Below are 20,127 nucleotides of genomic sequence, written 5' to 3' on the forward strand. Positions count from 1 at the left end.
GCAACGATTGAACCGCTTTGTCTATTCCACTAGTTGTCCAACAAAACCTTGACGGGAACTATTGTTCGATTATAGGGTGTGGGGCTATGAGGTTCAATGGGGGTGCAGCGCTACCGTGGTCCCGCGTCGAGCGGATTTTGTCTGGCCGGCCGGGGCCCATTCCGGTGCCGGTAGATCACCTACCGGACTCCACGGATGCTCCGAAGGCGGGGCGCTCTGCCGTGCCCTTTGCGGAGCTGCATGCGGTGAGTTCGTATAGCTTCCTGCAGGGAGCTTCCGAGCCGGAGGAGCTTGTGGCGCGGGCGGTCGAGCTAGGTTTAAAGGGAATGGCGCTGGTAGATAGGGATGGATTCTATGGGCTCATGAAGTTTGCGGAGGCTGCCGCCAAGGTTGGCCTTCCTGCTGTTTTCGGCGCGGAGCTTAGTCTCGAGCCGGCGCCGCTGACTGTGCTGGCGCGCACTCCGGAGGGGTATCGTCGTTTGTCGCGGCTCATCTCCCGCGCGCGCATGGAGGCGGGGGAGAAAGATGCGGTGGTTTATCCGCCGTTGGCGGACATCGCTGCGGAGTTGCAGGAGCATTGCCTCTTCCTTGTGGGCTGGGAATGGGCAGGGAAATTCGATTATCTGCTCGAAAGAATTAAAATAGACAGCATGGTTTTGGAGTATGCCTGTACCCAACTCCCGGAGGACGCTGACCACCATGCGCTGCTGGATTCCTGCCCGGTTCCGCGCGCTATCGCTACGGCCCGCCCTGCTGCGGCAACGCGGGACCGTGCCAGGCTGGCCGGAGCCAAACAGGCCTTGTCTCGGCGCCTCGCGCTTGTCGACGCCTCCCCTAGCACCCACCCCATGGGCTCGCCCTGGCTGCGCTCGGGGGAGCAGATGGCGCAACTGTTTCCGGACCGCCCAGAACTTATTGCGGAAACCGTCCGGGTACTGGAGGAGTGCAGCTTCACCTGGGAAGCCTTGGCCCCCAACCTGCCGGATTTCGATGTGCCGGAAGGGCACACCGAGATGTCCTGGCTAGAACATCTCACCTTCGAGCGCGCGGCCGAACGCTATGCCACGCGCTCGGAGGAAATTCGGGCTCGGGCCTGGGAGCAGATGAGGTATGAGTTGGGCGTCGTGAAGCAGCTCGGTTTTCCGGGCTACTTCCTTATCGTGTGCGACTTCGTGGATTTTTGCCGGCGGGAGAACATCCTGTGCCAGGGGCGGGGCTCGGCGGCAAACTCCGCGGTGTGTTTCGCGCTGGGGATTACGAACGCGGAGCCGATTTCCGCGGGTCTTCTCTTTGAGCGCTTCTTGTCCCCGGATCGCGATGGCCCGCCGGATATCGACATCGATATTGAATCAGGCCGCCGTGAGGAGGTCATTCAGTACGTCTATGCCAAGCATGGCCGCGAGCGTGCCGCGCAGGTGGCTAACGTGATTACGTATCGCCGCAAAGGTGCACTGCGGGATGCTGCGCGGGCGTTGGGCTATCCGCAAGGCTCGGCCGATGCGTGGTCGAAAGGTGTGGCGCCTGCGCCTAGCGACGTCGAATCCTTAGCTGAGCAGTTCCTCGGTCAGCCGCGCCACCTGGGCATTCACTCTGGTGGCATGGTGCTGTGTGACCGGCCGATTGCGGATGTCGTACCTGTGGAATGGGCACGTATGGAGAATCGCTCGGTGCTGCAGTGGGATAAGGACGATTGCGCCGCAGCCGGGCTGGTGAAGTTCGACATGCTGGGGTTGGGCATGCTCGAGGCTCTGCACCACATGATGGACGTGGTGGAGGAGACCACCGGCAGGGTAGTCAACCTGTGGGAGCTGAACCTGGCGGACCCAGAAGTCTATGACATGCTCTGCCGCGCGGATGCGGTGGGGGTGTTCCAGGTGGAATCGCGCGCGCAGCTCAATACGCTGCCAAGACTCAAGCCGCGGGTCTTCTTCGACCTCGTCGTGGAGGTCGCGCTCATTCGCCCCGGACCTATTCAGGGCGGGTCGGTGCATCCTTACCTGCGCCGCCGGGATGGCAAAGAAGCGGTGGAGTATGACCATCCGGTGTTGGAAAAGTCCTTAGGCAAGACGCTGGGCATCCCACTCTTTCAGGAGCAACTCATGCAGATCGCTGTCGATGCCGCTGGTTTCAGCGGTGCGGAGGCGGACGATTTGCGGCGCGCGATGGGCTCGAAGCGTTCGCCGGCCAAGATGGCAGCACTCAAACAGCGTTTCTACGACGGATTGCAGGAGACCAACGGGATTACCGGGGAGGTCGCGGACAAGTTGTGGGCCAAGATTGTCGCCTTCGCCGCCTATGGTTTCCCGGAGTCGCACTCGCAGTCTTTTGCCTCCTTGGTGTACTTTTCGGCATGGTTTAAGCGCTATTACCCGGCGCAGTTTTGCGTGGGCCTGTTGCGCGCGCAGCCGATGGGTTTCTATTCGCCGCAGTCTCTTATCCAGGATGCGCGCCGGCACGGCGTGGAGGTGCTGCCGGCCACTGTCAACGATTCAGGCCGCGAGGCCCGCGCCGTGGTGGGCAAGGACGGCGAGGTTCGCATCCGCTTAGGCCTCAACCTCATCAAAGGCTTGGGGGATAAGGCTGCCGACCGCATTGAGGCGGCCGCGCCGTTTGCCGACGTCCCCGATCTCTCCCGCCGCGCCGATCTCACCGTCGATCACGTGGAGGTCCTCGCGGTGGCGGGGGCCTTGGAGGTCTTTGGGGTGGATCGTCGCCAAGCGCTGTGGCAGGCCGGTGTTGCCGCGACGGAACAGGCAGGGATGCTGCCAGGGCTTTCTGCCATCGAGGCGCCGTCTTTGCCGGGAATGAGTGCTTTCGAGCTCATGGCGGCGGATGTGGCGAGTACCGGCGTTACCCACAACCAGCAGCCCATGGAGCAGGTCCGCGGGGCTCTGCGTGCCCGCGGCGTCCTGGCGGCGGCGGACCTTCCAGCTGTGGAGGACGGTACCCGCGTGCGCATCGCCGGGGTGGTCACACACCGCCAGCGCCCGCAGACCGCAGCCGGTGTGGTGTTCTTCGGCCTGGAGGATGAGACCGGGCTGATGAACGTGATGGTCTCGCCCGGCCTGTGGGCTCGGGATAAGGTGACGGCTCGGACGGCTCCTGCGCTCATCGTGCGCGGAATCGTGCAGAATGCCTCCGACGCGGTCACCGTTGCTGCGGACCAATTGGAGCCGCTGGCCTTCGGCGAGGCACTCTCACGCGGCTCGCGGGACTTCCGTTAAGGTTCTTATTCCTTCGAGATGAGCTCGTCGCGGTTCATTTTGCCAGCCAAGGAACGCGCCACGGAGAAGGGCACCCATACCATGAGCAGCAGGATGATCTTGAGGTAGAGCTGGGATACAAACACGCCGTCCATCATGGGCATGGTCCGCGCGCCCCAGGCGATAAGGCCTGTGACTGGCAGCAAGATAACGAGTGCAGCGAGGGAGAATTTGAGGCCGTCGTCGCGGGCCTCGAGGTGCTGTTGCATCTCGTACTCATCAAGTTCTGTCCTGGGCAGGTCTGCCGCGTTGATGGTGGTGCGCAAACGTGCAGTCAACAGTGCACACAGCAACGTGCCGAGGCAGGCCACCATGAGCGAGGTGAAAGGGCTCCAGAACTGCAGTGGGATGGATGCGATGATAAGGACGGTGGACAGGTCGGTCAGAGTGATGTAGCGCTTGCGGGTGGTGACGGAAGTGGGAATAGGGGTGGACATGCGGGGCTTAACCTTTTCGGTAGATTTCGGAGGACATGGGGGTGAATTCGGTCCGGGAGAACACGGCTTCCACGGGTAGATTGAAGACTTCGCAGATGTTGAAGGCGAGGTCCAAGCTGGGGGAGTGGTCGCCGCGCTCGAGCGCGCCGATGGTTTGGGGGTTGACCCCGATGGCGTCGGCAAGCTGTGCGCGCGTCATGTCCCGTTCAACGCGGAGCACGCGGACCCGGTTAAAGAGTGGGCGGGTAGGTTTCTTTTTTGGGGACATACATCACAGTGTTGTATAAACCCAACAACTTGTCAAGATTTCGTGTTAGGGTGTTGGCATGAATCCCGTATCCCCGTCACTCACGAAAGCCCGCTACATCACGAATTTGAGCTGGGACATTATCCTCGCCGCCCTCGCTGCCGCCGCAGCGTATTTCTGGTGGGACTGGCTCTATTGGGTCGCCGGCGCGCTCGTTGCGTGGGCGCTCTATGAACTGTGGCTCATCCCCGCACAGGTCAAAAACTTAGGCTGGCAGGAAACCGCCGACGAACTCCTCGTCACCCGCGGCAAAATCTGGCACACCTTCACCGTCGTTCCTTATGGCCGTATCCAGTTTGTCGACGTCACGGCCGGCCCCGTGGAGCGCGCAATGGGGCTGAAGAAGGTGAAGCTGCACACGGCGTCGCCCAGCAGCGACGCCACCATTCCCGGCCTGGTTGCCGCAGACGCCGATGCCCTGCGCGAACGCCTCGCCATCAAAGCCCGCGAGAGGATGAGTGGACTGTGAAGGATCGTGCGCTTATCGACGCCGACGGCTATACCCGCGTCCACCGCCTCACCCCCCTGCTGCGCTTTTGGTCGCTGATTCTGGCGCTGCTCGCCATCTTTGTTCTCAATATCAACGCCTCGATGATCGAGGACGTTGTGTCCTACCTGCAGGGCGGACATCTGGGCGAGGTGGGCCGCAGCACTCTGCTGGCAATCGGTGGTTTTGTGCTGGTGTGTGCCGTGATCTGGCTGGTGTCCGGAGTGTGGTGGCGCAAGCTGGGTTACAAACTCACCGACGATGAAGTCGCGCTGCGTCACGGCGTGATTTCAACGTCTTTTCGCTCTGCGCGCTATGAGCGCATCCAGGCGGTGGATGTCGTTGAATCCATCATCGCCCGCCTGTTGGGGCTGGCCACGGTCCGAGTGGAAACCGCTGGCGGTAACGCCTCTGTAATCAAGATTGAGTACCTCACCAAGGCGAAGGCGGAGGAGTTGCGCGCTGAGCTGCTGCGCCGCACGAACGGTGGGCAGGCTGAGCAGCCAGAACAGGCAGTGGAAGAGGTAGCAGAACCGGCTCTTATTCCGGAGATTCCCATCCTGCGTACCATCGCTGCGGAAGCGCTGCGCCTGCCGACGCTAATTACCGCACTCATCATCGGCGGTTTGCTCTTCATCCCCGGCATGTGGACCGCATTGTTGCCCATCATCGTGGGCTTTGTGGGCCGTGTGTGGAGTCTGGTGGACTCCTCGTGGACCTTCACCGCGCTTCACGACGCCCCCTCCCACGCCCTCAACATCTCCTATGGCCTCGCCGACCGCCGCCGCCAGACCATCCGCATTGGCCGCATCCACGGCGTGCGGGTAAGCCAGCCTTTCCTGTGGCGGCGCCTCGGCTGGTATGAGGTGCACGTGTCCGTCGCCGGCTATGGCACTAAGGGCGGCGGCAAACAGTCCGGCTCGACGCGCATCCTGCCCGTGGGAACCCGTGAACAGGCGCTGGACTTGCTGGCGCTTATTTCGGATCTGGATCGCGCACAGATTGAGGATTATGCCCGGCCCGAGGGCCACACGCAGCCCACGTATACCTCGCCGCGCCGGGCGCGGTGGGTTAGCCCTATCGACCGCAAACAGCAGTCGGTAACGCTGGTGGATTCGCCTGAGCCTGTCACCATCGTGCATCGAGGCCGCATCAACCGCCGCGTCATGGTGATTGGCACCCCGCATATTCAGGAGCTCACGCTCAAGGTGGGGCCGCTGAGCCATCTTGCGGGCGTGCGTACCGTGCGCTTCGACCTCGTGGCGGGTCCCGTCAGGATGGCGGGCCAGGATCTTACGCCTGCCGACGCCTCCGAGCTCCTCACCCGCCTGCGCACCCGCCGCCTTCCGGTTCTGGAAGGCCCGCTTAACGGCCCGCTGGGCGGCGAAGCTTAAGCAACACCGGACCGCGGGTGCTGCTGGGGCCCGCGCAAGCCGACGCCGCCGAGCACGACCCGCAGCCGCCCGATGGGCACGAGCCCAGCGGTTCCATATCCAGCACCCCGCTGGCGGTGAGGTGGTCCAGGATGACATCGACCGTGCCGGGTTCCAGCCCCGTCTCCGTGGCGATGGCTGCCCGCGAGCGCACGCCAGATTCGATGGCTTCCTGCACGGCCTGGATGGGGGAGGTGGGCATTAGATAAACACCTTCAGAATCTGGAAGGCGCCCACTGCCAGCAGCCATGCGGTGGCCAGCTGAACACCGAAGCCAAAGAGCGTCCAGCGCCAGCCAATCTCGCGGCGCTGCGCGGCAATCGTGGCCACGCAGGGAGTGTAGGCCAGCAGGAAGAGCATGTAGGCCCACACTGCCGCCAGGGTATGCCCGCCGGAAGACTTCTCGAAATCTTCACGCACGTGGTCGCTGAGCGCGCTGTGGGATTGTTCTTCGGCGGAGGCGTCGGTGACGTCGTCGACGGCGTAGGTCTGTGCCCACGTCGAAATCAGCGCCTCCTTGGCCACGAAACCAGTGACCAACGGGCCGGCCAGGGACCAGGAATCGAAACCAGCCGGGGCAAAGGCCGGGGCGATGGTGCGCGAGACCGCGCCATAGGCGGAATCCTCCGGGGCCGGGGGCTCGCCCAAGGTGGTGTCGTGGGCGGCCGCGCCAACTGGGATGGCCATGAGTAGCCACACCACGACCACGGTAGTCACGATGATGCCGCCCGCAGTCTGCAGGAAACCCTTCAAACGCGTCCACATCACACTCAGTGCCAGGCGCACCGTGGGCAGCTGATACGTTGGCAGGTCAATAACGAGCGCTTCTTCCGGAACCGCGCGCCACAGCGTCTTGCGCAGCGCCAACCCGACCAGCACGAGCAGCGCGATGGAGATGACGTACATAACAAACACCACGCTGCCAGCATGTTCCGGGAAGAACGTGGCCGAGAGCATGACGAAGACTACCAAGCGCGCCGAACACGACGTAAACGGGATGAGCAGCGCGGTCATAATGCGGTGCCGGGGGCTGCCCAGCACGCGGGTGGCGGAAATCGCCGGCACGTTGCAGCCAAAGCCCACGACGATCGGGATAAAAGCCTTGCCCGGCAGGCCGATGGCCCGCATGAGGCGGTCGGTCACCACCGCCGCACGCGCCATATAACCGGAATCTTCCAGCACCGCCAAGCACAAGAACATCAGCGCCATGAGCGGGGCAAAGGTGAGGACCATGCCGACGCCGCCAATGAGGCCGTCGACAAGCAAGCCCGTAATGAGAGGGTGACCCAGACCGATAGCCCCGAGCCCCGCCCGCGCCCAGTCGCTCAAGGGGCCAGACACCAGCGCCTCCAAGCCATCCTGGAGGGGAGCTGCCACCGTCGTTGTGATTTGGAAGACCAGCCACATCACGGCCAGAAACAGCAGTGGCCCCACCACCGGGTGGAGGGCCACCGCATCGAGGCGGTGGGACAGGGGTGTGGCATGCTCGACCTCGCTTACTGAGGCCTTCGCCGCCGCATCCAGCTCCGCAAAGCGCCCCTCCAGGCCAGTGTCCTCGCGCAACTGCATGGGCGCAGACGCCAAAGACTCGAGCACGACCTCGCGCAGCTTCTCGACGCCCTCCCGCTTACGCCCATCCACAACCACCACCGGGATGGAGGTGGCCTCGGCCAGCGCGGTGGCGTCGACGACCTGCCCCTGGTTGAGCGCTACATCCGTCTTCGTCAACGCGATGATGAGGCGGTAGGGCTGTTCCGCTAGCTGGAGCGCCACGTTGAGACCGCGGGCCACGGCGGTGGCGTCGACGACCACAACGACGGCGTCGGGGCGCTCATCCTCCGCGCACTCGATGAGCATAGCGCGGGTCAGTGCCTCATCCGGGCTGAGCGGATCGAGCGAATAGGTGCCGGGGAAATCGATGAGATCGGCGGTGCGATCGCCCAGTTTCCACGCGCCGCGGCTGACCTCAACCGTGGTGCCCGGCCAGTTGCCGGTTTGCGCCTTCGCGCCGGTCAGTGCATTAAAGAGCGTGGACTTTCCGGAGTTAGGGGAGCCGACGAGAGCGAGGATAGGCGCGCCGGCAGGGGCAAGCGCGCCGCCCGGATCGCCGTGGCAGCTCGGGGAAGAGGCCATGGCTAGACCTCGATAGCTTTGAGCGTTGCCTTATCGATGGCATAGCGGCAGCTGCCCACCGACACAACACGTGCGCCGCCGGCTACGCGCGGACCCATGGTCAACGTAGCGCCGGGACGGATTCCCAGCTCCCCGAGACGTACTGCCAAAGCAGCGTCGCACGTGCAGGAAATACATTCTTTACCCAAGGTAACGGTGCATCCCATGGGGATGGCGTCGGCAGTTTGCCGTGGGCACCCAGACAACATATCGGTCGGCTCTCTTCCTATCCTGTTTACCCATATAGGGTACCCTAAGCAAAGATAGGCAGGTCTAGTCTTTGGGGTGAGAATCTTAGGTGATCCTCACCACGCGGCGCGTGGAGTTGAACTAGTTAGTCCAGCTGGTCACCTGACGCAGCATCTGGCGATTCTTCAAGCGCGAGCGGCCGAGCTTGCGCGACATTCGGTCCAAGATGCGGATGGCCTCCGTAATGTGCGGGCCCTTGTTGAGCATGACGCATTCCGCACGCAGCGCATAGCCGGCATCGGTGATTTCGGCACGCGAGGGAAGGCCGGTCTTCGCCAAGGTCTCCAGCACCTGTGTGGCCATGATGACGGGGATGTGCGCTGCCTCCGCGAGCTTCATGATGCGCCCCGGAACCTGCACCATGCGCTCAAAGCCCAGCTCCACGGCGAGGTCACCGCGAGCAATCATGATGCCGAATTTCTCGTGGCGCATGCCCTCCAACAGTACGGCGCCCAGCTGCTGGTACGCCGGGACCGTTTCGATCTTGAGCACAATTCCCAACTCACGCACGCGCTGCGCCAGCTCCTCCGACTCCTGCTCAGCAGCGATCTCCTCCACCGTGTCATAGAGGAAGGCCACATCGGAAGGTGTGCGGATAAAAGATACGGCCGCGATGTCGCAGTGCGTGGCCACAAAACGCAACGCCGCAATGTCCTCCTCGGTAAGGCTCGGCAGCGGAACCTCGGTATCGGGCAGGTTGATGCCCTTATACGCTGCCAGGTTCGTGCCGGTGGGACCTGCATGGTCGATGGTGATGACAGCCTCGCGCTCGGCCCCGTTGTCCCGAACCTCGGTAACGCGGCCGGAGATGGCGCCGTCATCGAAAATTACGGCGTGCCCCACCTCGAGCGCGGTGACCACCTCCGGGAGAGTACAACCAATCGTCGTCACCTCTCCCTCCACGACTCGCGCTGGCTCCTGCGACGTGCTTAAGACCAGCTCGTCTCCGCGGTGCAGACGAATCTTCTGCTCGAGCGCCGGAACCCCGCGCACCTGCGTCGTCGCCGCTTCATGGCTAAAGACCGTGCCCTCAGCCAGATAGCAATTGCGCTCGCCGCGCAGCACGGCAACGCCGTCCTCGACAGACTCCACGGTGAAGCTACGCGAACGGCCGCGTGCCTCAGCAAACCGCACCTCATCGCCCGGCTCCAGCGCAGCTACCCACTCGGTGTCTACTTCGAGTGCTACAGCCGGACGCGCCGCGCTTGCCGACGCCCCTCTCGCCACCTCCTGAGCTTCCTCGGCCCGGGAGACGTCGGAAAGCACCAGCGTCGGGTAGGTCAGAGGCTCGCCCGCAGCGGTGCGCTCGCCGCGCACACGGACAACCTGCGGCCCCGGCTCAATGGCACCGGTGCGCACCTTGGGGCCTGCAATATCGCAGGAAATGAGAATCTCGCGCCCCACCTCCTCGGCGGCGCGGTGGACGTTCTCAACCATCTTTTCCCACGCAGCTTCGCCATCGTGGGCGCAATTGATGCGGGCCAGCTCCATACCGGCGCGGGCAAAGTCCAACACGAGGTCATAGTCCTCCGCCGCCTCAGAAGGAAGGGTCACCATGATGCGGGCATGCGTGCCGTCCTGTGTGGGGCCGAGAAGTGCCTGCGTGTTGGCGTCGAGGATGTCATCGGCATCGGCATACGCCGAGGCGATGGCCTGCATCGGGTAGGTGGGGGCTTTACCGTCGAAAGCATCAAGCACGTTGCGCGCCGCATGGAGGCGCTCCAGCACCGCCGGCTCCGGATGGCTCAAGCTCGTCGCGCCCAACGCACTGAGGCCTTCTTGCAGCTCCACGGCGTCTTGGGAGCGCAGTGCCATGTAGCGCACCAGGTTCACCGCGCCGGGCCGGTGAGTGGGCGCGACCTGGGCAATCTGCTCGGCGTACTCGTTCGCGGCGTTCTCAACGCGCAGGGTGAGGGAATCAAGAAGTGGGCGCAAGTTCGACATGGTGCTCCTTCGTCGTGGCTGTCACCCACATTGTGCCGCGACTTCCTAGACCGCGCCACGGAAGCCGAGCTGGCGCCAGGCCTCATACACGGCTGTCGACGCCGCGTTAGACAGATTCATCGAGCGCCGCGCCGGCATCATGGGAATGCGCACGCGTTCGGTGACGCGCGGGTGGAAGGCGTGCTCCTCCGGCAGGCCGGTGGGTTCGGTGCCGAAGAGAAGGACATCACCTTCCTGGTACTCGACGTCCGTGAACCACTTATCCGTGTGGGTAGTAAAGGCGAAGACCCGCGCGCCGGGAAGAGCGTCCATGCAAGCATCGAAATCTTTGTGGATTGTCAGGTCCGCCAGGTCATGGTAGTCCAAACCTGCGCGCTTGAGGTGCTTGTCCTCGAAGTTGAAGCCGAGTGGCTCAATGAGGTGCAGACTTGCGCCCGTGACGGCGGCGGTGCGGATGGCGTTGCCGGTATTGGTGGGGATCACGGGGTTGTCGAAGACGATGTGCAGGCGGCTCATAGGCATCAGTCTAGGATGGTGGGCATGAGCGCTACCAAACTAGATGGCAACCTGTACCGCGACGAGATTTTTGAGGACTTGGCCCAGCGCGTGGCCGCTCTTAAGGAGAAGGGGATTACCCCGGGGCTGGCCACGGTCCTGGTGGGCGATGACCCAGGGTCGCATTCCTATGTGAAGATGAAGCACCGCGATTGCGAGAAACTCGGTATTAATTCGATTCGCAAGGACTTGCCTGGCGACGTTACCCAGGAAGAACTCGAGCGCGTCATCGAAGAGCTCAACCATGACGATGCCTGCACCGGCTACATCGTCCAGCTGCCGTTGCCGAAGCACTTGGATGAAAACCGCGTGCTCGAGCTCATCGACCCGGCCAAGGACGCCGATGGTTTGCACCCGATTAACCTGGGCAAGCTGGTCCTCAACGAGGACGCCCCGCTGCCATGCACGCCGAACGGCTGCATCCACTTACTGCGCCGCTTCGGTGTGGAGCTTAACGGCGCAAAGGTGGTCGTCATCGGCCGCGGCGTGACCGTGGGCCGCCCAATTGGCCTCATGCTCACCCGCCGCAGCGAAAACTCCACGGTGACGCTGTGTCACACCGGCACCAAGGACCTTGCCGCGGAGACCCGTGCGGCCGACGTCATCGTTGCGGCCGCCGGCAAGGCACACATGCTCACCGCCGATATGGTCAAGGAAGGTGCCGCGGTTCTCGACGTCGGCGTCTCCCGCGTCGACGGACAACTCGCCGGCGACGTCGCCGAGGACGTGTGGGACAAGGCCGGTTTCGTCTCCCCGAACCCGGGTGGCGTGGGCCCGCTGACGCGTGCGTTCCTGGTGAGCAACATCGTCGAGCGCGCTGAGAAGCTGGCTGCGCAGTAAGACTGAGCACTCAAGGTCTATGACTACGCAGGGTCCAGGGGAGGGGCGTCGAGAAGCGCCGCCGGTGTCGTTGTCGAACCCACACGACGCGCACCTGAAGCCTTCGCCGTTGCCCCCGGCGGTGCAGTGGGTCGCCATCGGCCTGTTCGTGGTGGCGGTTGTGGTGTCGGGTTTTTATGCCGTGTTCGAGCACTGGCGGCGTGCCACGATGCTGCTGGGAGGGGCACTCCTGTGGCTCACCGTGGTGCGCCTGACTTGTGATTCCTCACGCGTTGGCGTGCTGGCGGTGCGCTCGCGGCGCTTCGATGCCTGCTTCACCGGCATCTTAGGTGCGGCGATGGTGTTCATGGCCTTGTCCATCGACGCGCTTGGATCGTGACGCGTTTGGCTCCTGGAAAGAACCACACGGCTTCTTAAATGAAATACTCGTCGCCCACGTAGGCCGGTCCCACATCAAGGCCATTCGGCGCTGACAGCAACAGGAAGTTGCGCAGGATGCGGTTCATCTGCCGGGTTTCGGTGAGGAAGGCATCGTGGCCCACGGGGGAGACAATTTTGGCCATGGCTAGCAGCTGGTTGACGTTGCGGGAGATGTGCTCCTGCTGGTGATAGGGATAAAGGATGTCCGTGTCTACGCCCACGACCATGGTCGGCACTTGGGAGGCGGCCAAGGCCTTGATGAGCCCGCCGCGCCCGCGGCCGACGTCATGGCGGTTGAGCGCCTCCGTCAGCGTGACATAGGAACCAGCATCAAACCGTTCCGTGAGCTTTTTCCCCTGGTAATCCAGGTAGGAGTTCACCGCAAAACGCTGATTGAGCCGGCGGTGCGGGCCCAAGGGGTTTTCGCCCTGCTGCGCGGACGCGCCAAAGCGCTCATCGATTTCCTGCTCACCGCGATACGTCAGGTGCGCAATGCGGCGCGCGGCTGCCAAACCATCGCACGGGGTTTTATCCGTGTGGTAGTAATTGCCACCATGCCAGAAAGGGTCGCGCTCGATGGCGGAAATCTGCGCCGATTGGATGCCAATCTGCCAGCCGGACGCCCGGGCCGACACCGCAATCACGCACACCGCAGACACACTGTCTGGGTGCATGAGGCTCCATTCCAGCGTGCGCGCTCCTCCCATCGAGCCACCGATGACCGCATGGACGTGGGAAATGCCGAGCTCTTGCAGGCACGCGTACTCGGCCTCCACCAAGTCCCGAATGGACAGCGCCGGGAAGCGCCCTCCCCACGGCTGGCCATCCGGGTGCAGGCTGCTCGGCCCGGTGGAGCCATTGCAGCCGCCCAGCGCATTGGTCGCGATGACGCACCAGCGCGTGGTGTCCAGGGCCTTGCCGGGGCCGACCAAGTCGGACCACCAGTCGGCTACGTTGGAGTCTCCGGTCAATGCGTGCTCGACGAGCAGGACGTTGTTAACCCCGTCCGGGTCGCCGGCGAAGGCTCCCCAGCGTTGGTAGGCCAGGGAGGCGTCGGCAAGCACGGCGCCTGCTTCGGTGGTGAAGTCGCCGATGGGGACGTGGGCGAGCTCGCCTTCGGGCGCGAGTTCCGGAATCGGGTTAGCCAATGGCCGCGAACCCACGCTCGAGGTCGGCGATGATGTCGTTGACATCCTCGATGCCCACCGACAGGCGCACCGTGGCCTGGGTAATACCCGCGGCCTGGAGCGCAGCTTCGTCGGACTGGGAGTGCGTGGTAGTGGCCGGATGCACCACCAGCGAGCGGGTATCGCCGATGTTGGCCAGGTTGGAGTGCAGTTTCAGCGCATCGATGAACGCCCATGCCTCCTCGCGGCCGCCGTCGATGTCGAAGGAGAGCACGGAGCCGGTGTAGGCGTACCCCAGCTTCTCCTTGGTGGCCTTGTACGGCGAGGATTCCAGGCCGGCGTAGTTGACCTTCGTGACCTTGGCGTGGGACTCCAGGTACTCGGCCACGGCCTGGGCGTTGGCATTGTGCTTATCGACGCGCAACTGCAACGTCTCAATACCATTCAGCGTCAGCCACGCATTGAAGGGCGAAATGGCGGCACCCGTATCGCGCAGCAGGCCCGCGCGCGCCTTGATAGCGAAGGCGGGAGCGCCCAGGTCAGCGTACTTGAGGCCGTGGTAAGCCTCGTCCGGGGTGACGAAGTAAGGGAAGACGGGGTCGCCGTCGCGCTCGACGGTCCAGTCGAAGGAGCCGCCGTCGATGATGGCACCGCCGATGGCGGAACCGTTGCCGGTGTAGAACTTCGTGGTGGAAACCACGACGATGTCCGCGCCCAACTCCAGCGGGCGGGCCAGTGCGCCGGTAGCGATGGTGTTGTCCACGATGAGCGGGACCTGGTTGTTGTGCGCTACCTCGGCGATGGCGGGGATGTCGAGGACATCGGCGACCGGATTGCCGAAGGTCTCGCCGTACAAGGCCTTCGTGTTCGGCTGGACGGCGTCCTGCCAGGAGGCTGGGTCATCGGGGTTCTCGACGAGGGTGACGTCGATGCCCAGGCGCTTCAGCGTCACGGTAAACAGCGTGGACGTGCCGCCGTAGAGGCGCGGGGAGGTGACGATGTGGTCGCCGGCGGAAGCGAGATTCAATATTGCCGCGGTCTCGGCGGCCTGGCCGGAGGCGAAAGCCACGGCGGCGACGCCGCCTTCGAGCGACGCCAACCGGGCCTCCAACGCATCCTGCGTGGGGTTGGTCAGGCGGGTATAAATCGGGCCGGCGTCCGAGAGGTTAAAGCGATTAGCGGCATGTTCGGCGTCGTTGAAGACATAAGACGTGGTCTGGTAAATCGGCACGTTGCGTGCGTTGGTGGAGCCGTCCAGGTTCTGGCCGGCGTGAAGGGCGCGGGTGGCAAAAGACCACTCGCCTACTGCGGAATTATCGTATTTGGTGCTCATGTGCGGCAACGGTAGACCAAGCGGTTCATAACTGTAAGTGTCTCGTCAAAAACCGCAGGCGGGCGTAAGAATAAAAATAGACCGAGCGGTTGGTTGATGATCGTCTCATCGTGTTCGAAGCTCCCCAACGGAGTTGATAGATCTTTTCCAGTTTCGTGGTCGGATAAGCACGTAGGCGATAAAATCTAGAAAACCGGAGGAGCGTCTTTATGGTGTCTACTGTTGATCGCGGAGTGTTGCTGATACATAGGTTCGTGGTCGGCTTGGCAGTCATAGTGTCCTGCGGAGCGGCACTTGCCGCGTGGAGTGCAATGAGTCTTCTCTGGTTGCTGCTGGGCTTGGGGGTGGCTATCTCTAGTATTCGTCCACGTGCTTCCATAGCGATTGTTTTTGCTCTGTTTCTTATCCTTAATGCTCAAGGGCTCAATGGATACGCGTTGAACGCGGTCAGTGCATTGTTCATTTGTTGCTTAGCTGTTCTCGGTTTTGTGCGAACAGGGCTTGTAGGAATCTTTCTCGTTGGATATGTTCCGCTGGTGTTTGTTCTTGTTCCTGCGTGGACAGATCCAGGAGAACCATTTTCTACGTCCCCTTTTGCGGCGTCAACAGCAGTGATGGGAATTGCTGGGCTCTTATGGGTACTAGGATTTGGCTTGCAGGCAACGGTGAAACGAAGCACCGATGTCCGGCGTGAACAAGAGGAATCACTGCGGGAGTACTTGCATGACAATGTGGGTAATCCATTAAGCATTGCCACGTTGGGTGCGCAATTGGCGGCAGCTCAGCATGGTGATTCGGGGCAGTTAAATCTTGTTATGCAGGAAGTTCAACGGGCTGCTGAGGCATTATCACATGTCGCAAGCCAAGCGGGGAAAGGCCGTAGACGCACTGTTCGAGGCGCGGCGATGGAATGGGCTGACAAGATGCAAGCATGTGGATTGTTCCCGTCAGTGTCGTTGGAGAGTAGCGCGAGAATTTCTGAAGTGCACAAAGCAGTTCTTCTCAGAGCAATGGATGAGCTGTGCTCTAACGTGATAAGGAATTCCGAAAAGGGAGCCGTAGTTTCACTCAGGCTTGAATCGAATCGGTCGACCCATGCTTTAACTGTCTCTAACGAGCTTTCATCATTGGGGCACCCTGCGGGTGTCAGTGGGATGGGAATTGGCTTAGACAATCTCGAGAAGGTTGTACGCGCGCACGGCGGAACAATGGTAGTGAAGAGGGAAGCACATCAATGGGTCAGTGAGATCCGGCTTGAACATGAAGAAAGCGGTGAAATCGGGTATGGGAATATCACTGCTTATCGTGGAAGATGAAAAGAAGTTCGCTGCGCTTCTCCAGTCGATTTTTTGGAACCACCCCGATATTTCACATGTAGAGACAGTCCATGATGCTGAGACTGCCGCCGAAAAGCTGAGGGAGGCAACCTACGACGTTGTGCTTACAGATTTTCGCCTTCCAGGGGCTGATGGCTTTGAATTGATGTGCTCTCAAGACGGGAGCGAGAAGGCGCCTCCGTTCGTCGTAATGACCTCCTTTGACACCGATGAAGCGCTGCTTGAAAGCTATTCACTTGGGGCAATGGGATATGTTCCCAAGACGGCTGGCCCCGAAGCTTTCGTTTCTAGCGTTGTCAATGCGGCTGTGGGTAAAAAGACCATCGAGGCCGATGTGGCACAGCGGGTTCTCGCGAACAGTTTTGGCTCACCGAGAGTGCAAACTACTCAAAAAATGGTTCGACGATTAAAACCAGAGGATCAGAGGGTTCTACGGCTACTAGTAGAGGGGCACTCAAATTCCGAAATTGCTCAAAAGCTTCACTATGCGGAATCAACGATTAAACAAAAGGTACGCGTGCTGTTCGATCACTTTGGTGTGACCTCGAGAACCAAACTTATTGCCCGGCTCCAGGGTGTCCCTCTTGGACTTTTGCGCTGAGAGTTTGGGATTCTTGGTCCCGAAGCGGCAGTGGGTGGGACCCTTGTTCTGATTTAGGGCCTTTTCCTATTTTTCTTCCTCCGGCGGAGGTCATCAAGCCCCTCGGCCGAATTGCCTACTTTCGTCGGTGAAAGGACGAAAACTCTTGCAGGGAGTTAATGGCGCCACAGATACTGTGCCTGTCAGTTATCGAAAGAAGGGAATCCTGAAATGAAGAAGCTTGCCTTGGGCGCTGTCGTGTTTAGTGGGGTGATCGCCATGCAGCAGTCAGTCGCAGTTGCGCAGGAGCGACCTCACGAAGTTTCCGTTGAGCAGCTGCTGCAGGTCAATGGCAATGGGTACGAGTCCAATTTTGAAGCTGAGCTTGAGCCTTACAAGTATTCGATTGGCGCAGAGATGCCCCTGATCGATGTGGAGAGAGCAAAAGAAGATGGGCTATCTATCGAGGCAATTCAAGTAGCAATCTATTACAACGATATCGTCTCGCATGATTACGGTAGCGGGCCCAGAGACCGTGCTTCTCTAGCCGATAGGTGGAACTGGTGTGGAAAGTACCGGACTGGAGGGAACGTACTAAATAGTGCGGATGGAGTGTGTAAGCGTCACGATTTATGCCTAGCTAATGCAGGAAATCAGAGGGCAGCAGAGATCGCGTGTGATAACCAATTCATTGACGGGATGAACAAGGTCAAGGGAAGCTACCGCGGCGCTGATCGCGTATATATTGAAGCTGCAATTCTGGCAATTAAGGGAGCCCGAGTCTGTCGGCCGGGCTGCTAAAAAGTTAAGAGCGATGAAGTAAAGAGGAGTGTGACAATGCTAGGCCTGCTTTTTGGAGTTTTGCCACTATGCGCTGTAATCGGGCTGACATGGTTCGTTGTGGCTAATTCACAGAACTTTGCGCTCCGAATCCCCTGGATTGGAGCCTTAGCCGGGCTCGGTATTGCCCTGTGGATTGTATGTGCTCCCGAAGCCGTGAGTGATTCCTGGTGGGAATACCTAGTGCCGCTTTTCCTTGTGGTGATTGCCGCTTGGGTGGGGGCGCTGCGTCGTCCTTCTATAGCAAATTCGATGGTGGAGACCAGCGCTGCTTCGGCAGTGGTTGTAGCAGGGCTCGTCATTTATTCGCTGGCTGACAAGGGCGATGGAACCGGATTGGATGCGGTGGCCTTTGTTCTTTATTGGTTTGGGATTTACCTTCCGGGAACTCTGGTCGGCACGCTTCTCGGCGGACTAGCCAGCCGCCGGAAAGCCTAACCTTAGTTACACTAGAACAGCTTCGCCGAGCGCGGGGCGCTGATAGCTGGTCACACCGGCGCGTTGGAGCATGCCGTCGGTGATGTGCTTGCCGACGTCGGAAAGCACAGCGTCATGAATCGGCACCGTGAGGCGCGCGCCGATGCGCATGGCGTAGTCCGCGGCGTCCGCCCCGCGCACCCAGGGCCCGGCGATGGGAAGCAGCAAAACCTCAACCGTGCGTCCCTCAGGGACACACCACTGATCACCTGGGTGGAGCACACCGCCGAAGAAATAACCTAGGTTTTCTGGGCGCGGGATGTTCGGGTGGATTTCCTCGTGGAGGCCGCCCAGAGCCTGAATCTCAAGGCCCAGAACTGTCAACGTCTCACCCGCATGCACGACGGTGCCGGAGCCAATAGCGTCGATAGCCTCTTGCGTTCCCCACACCGGCAGGTCGCTAGCGCGCACGGCGTCGACGTCGAGGTGGTCTCCATGCGCGTGCGTGAGCAGCACCGCGCCGGCACCCTCGAGGCAGCTCAAGTCGGAGAAGGGGCCGGGATCGATGACGATGCGGCCCTGGGGCGCCTCGACGGCCACTGTGGATTGTCCATGCAGCGAAATCTTCATGATCCCCACGCTAGCCAAAAGTAAAGGAATACAGCGAGAGCCCTTCGCTGACTTCCAGCTCGATGGTTTCGGTGTGGTTTTCGGGGTCGCGGACGAGATCCACCGTGCCGTCCTCGGTGATGTCGAAAGTGCGAACCGAACCATCGGCGCGATGCAGGCGGATTGTGCCGCGCCCGGACGTGACCAGCTGTACCCAGCCGGCGCGATAGTTGAGGCGCAGGCGTGCGTTGGAGCCGGCAGTAATAGGTTGGTCAGCCAGCGTCCATGTACCACCCAGCGAATACTGTTCCAACAGCGGATTGCCCAGGGCGAACTGGTGGGTTCCGTTGCGGTAATCGGCATGGGCGAAGAATTGCGCGCGAGCGGTGCCGAGGTAGGTCTCTGGCGAGCGCGGCGCGCTGTGAGTATCTGCGGCGGCCTCAATCGGTGCGGGCAGCTTAACGGAGGGGTCGCGCTCGATAAGAAGCTCACGAATGAGGCGCTCGGTCTCGGCGTAGTCACCTTCGCCATGGTGGGAGTGGCGCAGCATGCCGTGCTTATCGACGACATAGTGCGCCGGCCAGTACCGATTCTCAAAGTTCTTCCACGTGGCGAAGTCGTTGTCCTGGGCCACCGGATATTCGATTCCCTGTTCGCGGGCCGCTCGGCGCACGTTGTCGGCCTCGTGCTCGAAGGCGTACTCCGGTGCGTGGATGCCGATAATGTCGAAGCCGTAGTCCTTGTAGTGCGCATACAGCTTGGTCAGGTGAGTGTTGTTGCGCTGGCAGTTGATGCAGGCGTAGGCCCAAAAATCAATGAGCGTGACTTTGCCGGAGGTGCGCGGATCGATGGGGGCATCCGTGTTGAACCAGCCGGTTAACCCCGCAAATTCGGGAACAGGGGTTCCTTCTGCGGTGAGGGCGGCTTGCTCAACTGGGGCGGCGTCAACGTTAATGCTGGGGAGTTTCTGTTGCAGCCACGCCGGTGCGCCGAGTGACATCGCGCCGGCCATGGCGATCACCACAATTCCCGCGGTGATGCGTACCCCGCGCTGGTGGGAGCGGAAAGCATCGACGCGATTGCCTACTTCGTTGCCGCCGAGAGCGAACGCGAGTAGCGGGATGGCTACACCCAGGGCGAAGGAGAGGCAGAGGACGAGGATGTGGGCGTCGATAGTCCCAGTGGCGCCCGCTACGGAAATTGCGGCGAGTACGGGGCCCGCGCAGGGAACGAAGACCACGCCCATAGCTAGGCCGACGACGAAGCCTCCCTTGTCGCGGGCTTTGGCCTGTAAGCTGCCGGCTTTTGGGAGTTTCTGAAAAGGCCACTCCAGGATGTCCTGTACGCGGGGAAACACCATTCCTAGGCCCACGAGGACCAGCAGCGCGATTCCTACTTTCCACACAATATCGGCGGGCAGGCCAAGCGTGTTGAGCAACGCTGTGGCAAACAGCGTGACGAGGCTAAAGCTCGTCACCAACCCGCCCACGACTTGCCATGGCCGCCACCGTGAGCCGCCGCTGACTGCGAGGACCAAGGGTAAGACGGGCAGGATGCAGGGCGAAATGCCGGTAATCAGACCACCGGTAAACCCGATGAAGAGCGTTGATAACATGCTGTACTCCTTCGCTGTGAGTGCGGTGTGGGTATGCAACCAGTTCGGAGCGCAAGCAATAAACGGATTGCCACAAACTCTTTTTAAATCTGTCCAATCCGCAACCCCGGGTGGCTCCGAATGGTGAGTTACAGGGCCCCGGAAAGGCCGGGCCCGAACGCT

Annotated in this window: 20 protein-coding genes; 9 read left to right on the top strand and 11 right to left on the bottom strand. The window is 61.5% G+C overall.

What is annotated here, in order from left to right; all coding sequences use genetic code 11:
- The first annotated feature begins 86 nt into the window (after positions 1 to 86).
- Positions 87 to 3,224, top strand: a complete 3,138-nt coding sequence (locus tag QP922_RS01205) for an error-prone DNA polymerase (protein WP_284807428.1) — start codon at positions 87 to 89, stop codon at positions 3,222 to 3,224.
- 5 nt (positions 3,225 to 3,229) lie between these two features.
- Here QP922_RS01205 and QP922_RS01210 read toward each other — a convergent pair whose 3' ends face one another.
- The gene (locus QP922_RS01210) at positions 3,230 to 3,700 is read right to left on the bottom strand and encodes a hypothetical protein (protein WP_284807429.1); all 471 of its coding nucleotides are present in this window, start codon (positions 3,698 to 3,700) and stop codon (positions 3,230 to 3,232) included.
- Positions 3,701 to 3,707: 7 nt separating this feature from the next.
- A complete protein-coding gene (locus tag QP922_RS01215) occupies positions 3,708 to 3,968 on the bottom strand; it encodes a helix-turn-helix transcriptional regulator (protein WP_070673576.1) in 261 nt (86 codons plus the stop codon).
- A 58-nt stretch (positions 3,969 to 4,026) separates the two neighbouring features.
- On the opposite strand from QP922_RS01215, the gene QP922_RS01220 reads away from it, so the two are divergent.
- Entirely contained in the window at positions 4,027 to 4,476 is a 450-nt protein-coding gene (locus QP922_RS01220; RefSeq protein WP_284807431.1) for a PH domain-containing protein, read from the top strand.
- A complete protein-coding gene (locus tag QP922_RS01225) occupies positions 4,473 to 5,888 on the top strand; it encodes a PH domain-containing protein (RefSeq protein WP_284807432.1) in 1,416 nt (471 codons plus the stop codon). The genes QP922_RS01220 and QP922_RS01225 overlap by 4 nt, the downstream gene beginning before the upstream one ends.
- Here QP922_RS01225 and QP922_RS01230 read toward each other — a convergent pair.
- The 5 genes from QP922_RS01230 to QP922_RS01250 all read right to left on the bottom strand — a co-directional run bounded on the left by QP922_RS01230 (position 5,860) and on the right by QP922_RS01250 (position 10,808).
- Positions 5,860 to 6,129, bottom strand: coding sequence for a FeoC-like transcriptional regulator (locus QP922_RS01230; protein ID WP_284807433.1), 270 nt, complete (start codon positions 6,127 to 6,129; stop codon positions 5,860 to 5,862). The two genes, QP922_RS01225 and QP922_RS01230, sit on opposite strands and share 29 nt — an antisense overlap.
- Complete coding sequence (gene feoB, locus QP922_RS01235; protein ID WP_284807435.1) at positions 6,129 to 8,060, bottom strand: ferrous iron transport protein B; 1,932 nt, start codon at positions 8,058 to 8,060, stop codon at positions 6,129 to 6,131. The genes QP922_RS01230 and feoB overlap by 1 nt, the downstream gene beginning before the upstream one ends.
- Positions 8,061 to 8,062: 2 nt before the next feature.
- Complete coding sequence (locus QP922_RS01240; RefSeq protein WP_204098926.1) at positions 8,063 to 8,308, bottom strand: FeoA family protein; 246 nt, start codon at positions 8,306 to 8,308, stop codon at positions 8,063 to 8,065.
- A gap of 121 nt (positions 8,309 to 8,429) precedes the next feature.
- On the bottom strand, positions 8,430 to 10,292 hold the full coding sequence (locus QP922_RS01245; protein ID WP_284807436.1) for a pyruvate kinase: 1,863 nt from the start codon (positions 10,290 to 10,292) through the stop codon (positions 8,430 to 8,432).
- 45 nt (positions 10,293 to 10,337) lie between these two features.
- Positions 10,338 to 10,808 carry a tRNA (cytidine(34)-2'-O)-methyltransferase gene (locus QP922_RS01250; protein WP_204098924.1) on the bottom strand — a complete coding sequence of 157 codons (471 nt, stop codon included), beginning with the start codon at positions 10,806 to 10,808 and terminating at the stop codon, positions 10,338 to 10,340.
- Positions 10,809 to 10,832: 24 nt separating this feature from the next.
- Between QP922_RS01250 and QP922_RS01255 the strand changes: the two genes are divergently transcribed.
- Both QP922_RS01255 and QP922_RS01260 read left to right on the top strand, forming a co-directional pair.
- Positions 10,833 to 11,687, top strand: a complete 855-nt coding sequence (locus QP922_RS01255) for a bifunctional methylenetetrahydrofolate dehydrogenase/methenyltetrahydrofolate cyclohydrolase (protein WP_284807437.1) — start codon at positions 10,833 to 10,835, stop codon at positions 11,685 to 11,687.
- 64 nt (positions 11,688 to 11,751) lie between these two features.
- Entirely contained in the window at positions 11,752 to 12,066 is a 315-nt protein-coding gene (locus tag QP922_RS01260; RefSeq protein ID WP_502869579.1) for a DUF3017 domain-containing protein, read from the top strand.
- 34 nt (positions 12,067 to 12,100) lie between these two features.
- Here the strand turns inward: QP922_RS01260 and metX are convergent, their stop codons facing one another.
- The gene (metX, locus tag QP922_RS01265; RefSeq protein WP_284807439.1) at positions 12,101 to 13,300 is read right to left on the bottom strand and encodes a homoserine O-acetyltransferase MetX; all 1,200 of its coding nucleotides are present in this window, start codon (positions 13,298 to 13,300) and stop codon (positions 12,101 to 12,103) included.
- Positions 13,248 to 14,567, bottom strand: coding sequence for an O-acetylhomoserine/O-acetylserine sulfhydrylase (locus QP922_RS01270; RefSeq protein WP_284807440.1), 1,320 nt, complete (start codon positions 14,565 to 14,567; stop codon positions 13,248 to 13,250). Before QP922_RS01270 ends, metX begins: the two co-directional genes overlap by 53 nt.
- A 311-nt stretch (positions 14,568 to 14,878) precedes the next feature.
- On the opposite strand from QP922_RS01270, the gene QP922_RS01275 reads away from it, so the two are divergent.
- From QP922_RS01275 to QP922_RS01290, 4 genes are all read left to right on the top strand, one after another.
- Entirely contained in the window at positions 14,879 to 15,883 is a 1,005-nt protein-coding gene (locus QP922_RS01275; protein WP_284807441.1) for a sensor histidine kinase, read from the top strand.
- Positions 15,873 to 16,505 carry a response regulator transcription factor gene (locus QP922_RS01280; RefSeq protein WP_284807443.1) on the top strand — a complete coding sequence of 211 codons (633 nt, stop codon included), beginning with the start codon at positions 15,873 to 15,875 and terminating at the stop codon, positions 16,503 to 16,505. The genes QP922_RS01275 and QP922_RS01280 overlap by 11 nt, the downstream gene beginning before the upstream one ends.
- A 210-nt stretch (positions 16,506 to 16,715) precedes the next feature.
- The gene (locus QP922_RS01285; protein ID WP_284807444.1) at positions 16,716 to 17,285 is read left to right on the top strand and encodes a hypothetical protein; all 570 of its coding nucleotides are present in this window, start codon (positions 16,716 to 16,718) and stop codon (positions 17,283 to 17,285) included.
- 99 nt (positions 17,286 to 17,384) lie between these two features.
- Positions 17,385 to 17,762, top strand: coding sequence for a hypothetical protein (locus QP922_RS01290; RefSeq protein WP_147279311.1), 378 nt, complete (start codon positions 17,385 to 17,387; stop codon positions 17,760 to 17,762).
- 6 nt (positions 17,763 to 17,768) lie between these two features.
- Here the strand turns inward: QP922_RS01290 and QP922_RS01295 are convergent, their stop codons facing one another.
- Together QP922_RS01295 and QP922_RS01300 are read right to left on the bottom strand one after the other, a co-directional pair.
- On the bottom strand, positions 17,769 to 18,371 hold the full coding sequence (locus QP922_RS01295; protein WP_284807446.1) for an MBL fold metallo-hydrolase: 603 nt from the start codon (positions 18,369 to 18,371) through the stop codon (positions 17,769 to 17,771).
- A 10-nt stretch (positions 18,372 to 18,381) separates the two neighbouring features.
- The gene (locus QP922_RS01300) at positions 18,382 to 19,965 is read right to left on the bottom strand and encodes a redoxin domain-containing protein (protein ID WP_284807447.1); all 1,584 of its coding nucleotides are present in this window, start codon (positions 19,963 to 19,965) and stop codon (positions 18,382 to 18,384) included.
- Positions 19,966 to 20,127 lie beyond the last annotated feature (162 nt).

The organism is Corynebacterium sp. MSK218, from assembly GCF_030232655.1.
In the GTDB taxonomy this organism is placed as follows: domain Bacteria; phylum Actinomycetota; class Actinomycetes; order Mycobacteriales; family Mycobacteriaceae; genus Corynebacterium.